At 64.9% G+C, this 3,756-nt stretch carries 2 protein-coding genes; both read right to left on the reverse strand.

Going from position 1 to position 3,756, the window contains the following annotated elements:
* Positions 1–163: 163 nt before the first annotated feature.
* Complete coding sequence (locus EN943_RS35830) at positions 164–3,430, reverse strand: error-prone DNA polymerase (RefSeq protein WP_127416476.1); 3,267 nt, start codon at positions 3,428–3,430, stop codon at positions 164–166.
* The coding region (locus tag EN943_RS35835) for a DUF6504 family protein (RefSeq protein WP_348630117.1) at positions 3,427–3,756 on the reverse strand (330 nt) is incomplete at its 5' end. The genes EN943_RS35830 and EN943_RS35835, both read right to left, overlap by 4 nt.

Below are 3,756 nucleotides of genomic sequence, written 5' to 3' on the forward strand. Positions count from 1 at the left end.
AGCCGTGACAGCGCAGATGTCCGCTTCTGGGAAGATCCCATCATGGCTGCAACGGCGCGAATAGGGGCGCAAAGCATTCGTTGGTGACTGACCATTGGCGACCGCCCTCCACCCATCTCAGCCATCGCTTTTGCGCTTACGGCGGGCACGGACGACGCGAGCACTATCGAAAGTCCCGTGTCTTCACCTTGATCGGCGTAACCTCCAGCGTGGGATCGACGAGGTCCCGTGGCCGCAGACCCTTCGGCATGCTTCGCGGATCGAGTCCGGGCCCACCATGATGGGCTTCGTCGCCCCGCCCATGGGGAAGCGGAAACGGCGTCTCGCGATTGCCCACGCTGGCGAGTTCCCCCGAAAGGTCGGTGAGGGAATGGGCGACGAGGTGGACCACCTCGCCCTCCCGCTGAATCTTGCCGCGAACTGCTAGCATCGAGGAGGAGAGCAGGACGCGGCGGAACTTCTCGAAGACCTTCACCCAGACCACGACATTGGCGGCTCCAGTCTCATCTTCCATGGTCAGGAACATCACGCCCTTGGCCGAGCCCGGGCGTTGGCGGACGAGGACAAGGCCCGCCGCCTCCAGCCAGCGCCCATCACCCGCCTGCATCGCGTCGCGGCAGGTGACGATCTGGCGCCGCGCGAGATCGGAACGCAGGAAGGACAGCGGGTGGCTGCGCAGGGTCAGGCCGACATGGCCGTAGTCCTCGACGACTTCCCGACCCGCCGTCATCGGCCGCAGCACCAACGCCGGTTCATGGATTTCCGACACGGTCCGCTGTTCGCGAGCCGATGCGGCGGCAAAGAGCGGCAGCGGTTCATCACGCAGGCCCTTGAGCGCCCATAGTGCCTCGCGGCGCGCCAGACCCAGGTCAGGACGGAAGGCGTCAGCCTCGGCGAGTTGGACAAGCGATGCCGCCGGCACCCCGGCGCGATGCCAGAGATCGTCGATGGAAGCGAAGGCCTCGCCGGCCCGGACTGCAACGATCGCGGCAGCATCGGCATTGGCCAGCCCCTTGACCATGCGCAGACCGAGACGGACCGCGAAGCGACCGTCCTCGCCAATCGGCTCCAGCGTGCAGTCCCATCGGCTCGCATTGATGCAGACCGGCCGGATTTCGACGCCATGGGCCTGGGCATCCCGCACGATCTGGGCCGGCAGGTAAAAGCCCATTGGCTGAGAATTGAGCAGTGCGCAGCAGAAGACATCGGGATGGTGGCATTTCATCCAGCTCGAGGCATAGGCGATGAGCGCGAAGCTGGCGGCGTGGCTCTCGGGGAAGCCGTAGCTGCCAAAGCCTTCGAGTTGCTTGAAGGTGGTCGCCGCGAATTCCGGCGTATAGCCATTGGCGATCATGCCACCGATCAGCTTGTCGCGGAACTTGCTGACGCCGCCCGTGTGCTTGAACGTCGCCATGGCACGGCGCAATTGGTCGGCCTCGCCAGCGGAAAAGCCGGCGCAGACCATGGCCACCTGCATGGCCTGCTCCTGGAACAGCGGCACACCCAGTGTCTTGCCGAGCACGCGCTCCAGCTCGGGTGTCGGGAACTCGACCGGCTCCTTGCCCTCCCGGCGGCGCAGATAGGGGTGGACCATGTCGCCCTGGATCGGACCGGGGCGCACGATGGCGACCTCGACGACGAGGTCATAGAAGGTGCGCGGCTTGATGCGGGGCAGCATCGACATCTGGGCGCGGCTCTCGATCTGGAAGACCCCGATCGTGTCCGCCTTGCGGATCATGGCGTAGGTCGCCGGGTCTTCGGCAGGGATGGTGGCCAGGTCGAGGGTCATGCCCTTGTGCTCGGCCAAGAGGTCGAAGCTGCGTTTCATGCAGGTGAGTATGCCGAGCGCCAGGACGTCGACCTTCATGAATTTGAGAATGTCGATGTCGTCCTTGTCCCACTCAATGACCTGGCGGTCGACCATGCGGGCGGGCTCGATCGGCACCAGGTCGTCGAGCCGGTCATTGGTGAGAACGAAGCCGCCCGGATGCTGCGACAGGTGGCGTGGCGTACCCTCAAGCTGCTGCGCGAGCTCGAGCGTCAGCCGCAACCGGCGATCGGCGAGGTTGAGATTGAGATCTTGGGCGCGCTTCTCGTCGATACCCTCGTCGTGGCCCCAGACCTGCGAGGAAAGCATCTTGGTGAGGTCCTCGGGCAGGCTGAGGGCCTTGCCGATATCGCGGACGGCGCCCTTGGTGTGATAGCGCACTACCGTCGAGCACAGCGCGCTGTGGTCGCGGCCGTAGGTCTCGTAAACCCACTGCATGACGATTTCGCGCCGCTCGTGCTCGAAGTCGACATCGATGTCCGGAGGCTCGTTGCGCTCCTGTGAGACAAAGCGTTCGAAGAGGAGGTTGTTGCGCTCGGGATCGATGCTGGTGATGCCCAGGACATAGCAGACGGCGGAGTTGGCGGCCGAGCCTCTGCCCTGGCACAAGATGGACTTGCTCCGCGCGAACTGCACGATGGCGTTCACGGTCAGGAAGTAGGGGGCGTATTGCAGGATCTCGATCAGGCGCAGTTCGTGCTTGATGAGCGCCACGACCTTGTCGGGCACGCCTTCGGGATAGCGCCGTTCCGCGCCTTCCCAGGTAAGATGTTCGAGCGCCTGCTGCGCCGTCAGGCCGGGCAGCATCTTCTCTTCGGGGTATTGGTAGGCGAGTTCGTCGAGCGAGAATCGGCATTGCCGGGCAATCTCCAGCGTACGCGCGAGCGCCTCCGGATAGCGCGAAAACAGCCGCGCCATCTCCTCGGGCGGCTTGAGATAGCGGTCGGCATGACGTTCGCGCCGGAATCCCAGCTCGTCGATGGTGATGTTGTGGCGAATGGCGGTCACCACGTCCTGGAGGATGCGCCGGCCGGGATCGTGGAACAGGACGTCGTTCGTCACCACCGTCGGCACCCGCATTTGGGTGGCGAGGTTGGACAACTCGTGCAGCCGGACCTGTTCATTGGGACGGCGGCGCAGGGTCAGCGCCAGATAGGCGCGATCGCTGAAGGTCTCCCGCAGGCGACGCAGTTGCAGGGCACAGGTATCATCGGCGCGGTCGGGGACGAGAACAGCGATCAGGCCTTCGGCATAGTCAGCCAGATCGCCCCACTCGAGATGGCATTGCGCCTTGCCGCCGCGTTTCTTGCCCAGGGTCAGCAGCCGGCACAGCCGGGAATAGGCGGCCCGATCGGTGGGATAGACGAGCAGGGACATGCCGTCGACGAGATCGAGACGGCAGCCGACGATGAGCCTGAGGCCGGTGTCCTTGGCGGCCTGATGGGCACGCACGATTCCGGCCAGAGAATTGCGATCGACAACCGCCAGGGCTTCGATGCCGAGCGCCGCTGCCTGCGCGAACAGGTCGTCGCAGGAACTGGCTCCCCGAAGGAACGAGAAATGGCTCGTCACTTGCAATTCGGCATAGCGCGCGGCGGTCATGCGAAGACCCCATGCAGGAACCATTTATGCGAGCCGGTCTCAGGGTCCTCGCCGTCACCGGCGCGATAGATCCAGAAGCGTTCGCCTGACTCATCCTCCACCTGGAAATAGTCGCGTACCGCGATCAGTTCGGCATCGCGCTGCCACCATTCGCCGAAAACACGTTCGGGACCGTCTGCCCGCGCGACGCGATGCCGGATGCCGCGCCAACTGAACCAGACCGGTGGATGGTCAGGCAGCAGGGCCATTGTCTCGATGGGTTCGGGGTGGGGCAGCAGACGCGGCGGGCGGGGCCAGTCACCGGGCCAACTGGTTCCGGCATCGGG

It is taken from the genome of Mesorhizobium sp. M7A.F.Ca.US.006.01.1.1, assembly GCF_003997935.1.
In the GTDB taxonomy this organism is placed as follows: Bacteria; Pseudomonadota; Alphaproteobacteria; order Rhizobiales; family Rhizobiaceae; genus Mesorhizobium.

What these genes read in the sequence shown, in the direction of transcription:
- EN943_RS35830 (WP_127416476.1), bottom strand. Translation starts at nt 3,430, where the DNA reads ATGACCGCCGCGCGCTATGCCGAATTGCAAGTGACGAGCCATTTCTCG.